Source organism: Wenyingzhuangia sp. 2_MG-2023, assembly GCF_030548295.1.
Taxonomy (GTDB): Bacteria; Bacteroidota; Bacteroidia; order Flavobacteriales; family Flavobacteriaceae; genus Wenyingzhuangia.
In genome coordinates, this window is the sequence record NZ_JAUOSB010000120.1 from 1 (window position 1) to 261 (window position 261).

Annotated in this window: 1 protein-coding gene; it reads right to left on the reverse strand. The window is 56.3% G+C overall.

What is annotated here, in order from left to right:
• The coding region (locus Q4548_RS16875; protein WP_408068641.1) for a glutamine amidotransferase-related protein at window positions 1-261 on the reverse strand (261 nt) is incomplete at both ends.

Consider the following 261-nt stretch of genomic DNA (forward strand, 5'->3'; position numbering starts at 1 on the left):
GTCTTGATTCCTGCCACGTTGCGTGCCGCTTCGATGACGGCCATCTGCATACCCAGACAAATGCCCAGATAGGGAATGTTGTGTTCGCGCGCGAACTGTGCGGCCTTGATTTTGCCTTCTGTGCCACGTTCTCCGAAACCGCCGGGGACGAGGATCGCGTCATACCCTTCAAGGTATGGGGCGGCATCATCATTGTCGAAAACTTCGGCATCGACCCAGTTCACGTTAACCTTGACGCGGTTGTGCATGCCACCATGCACC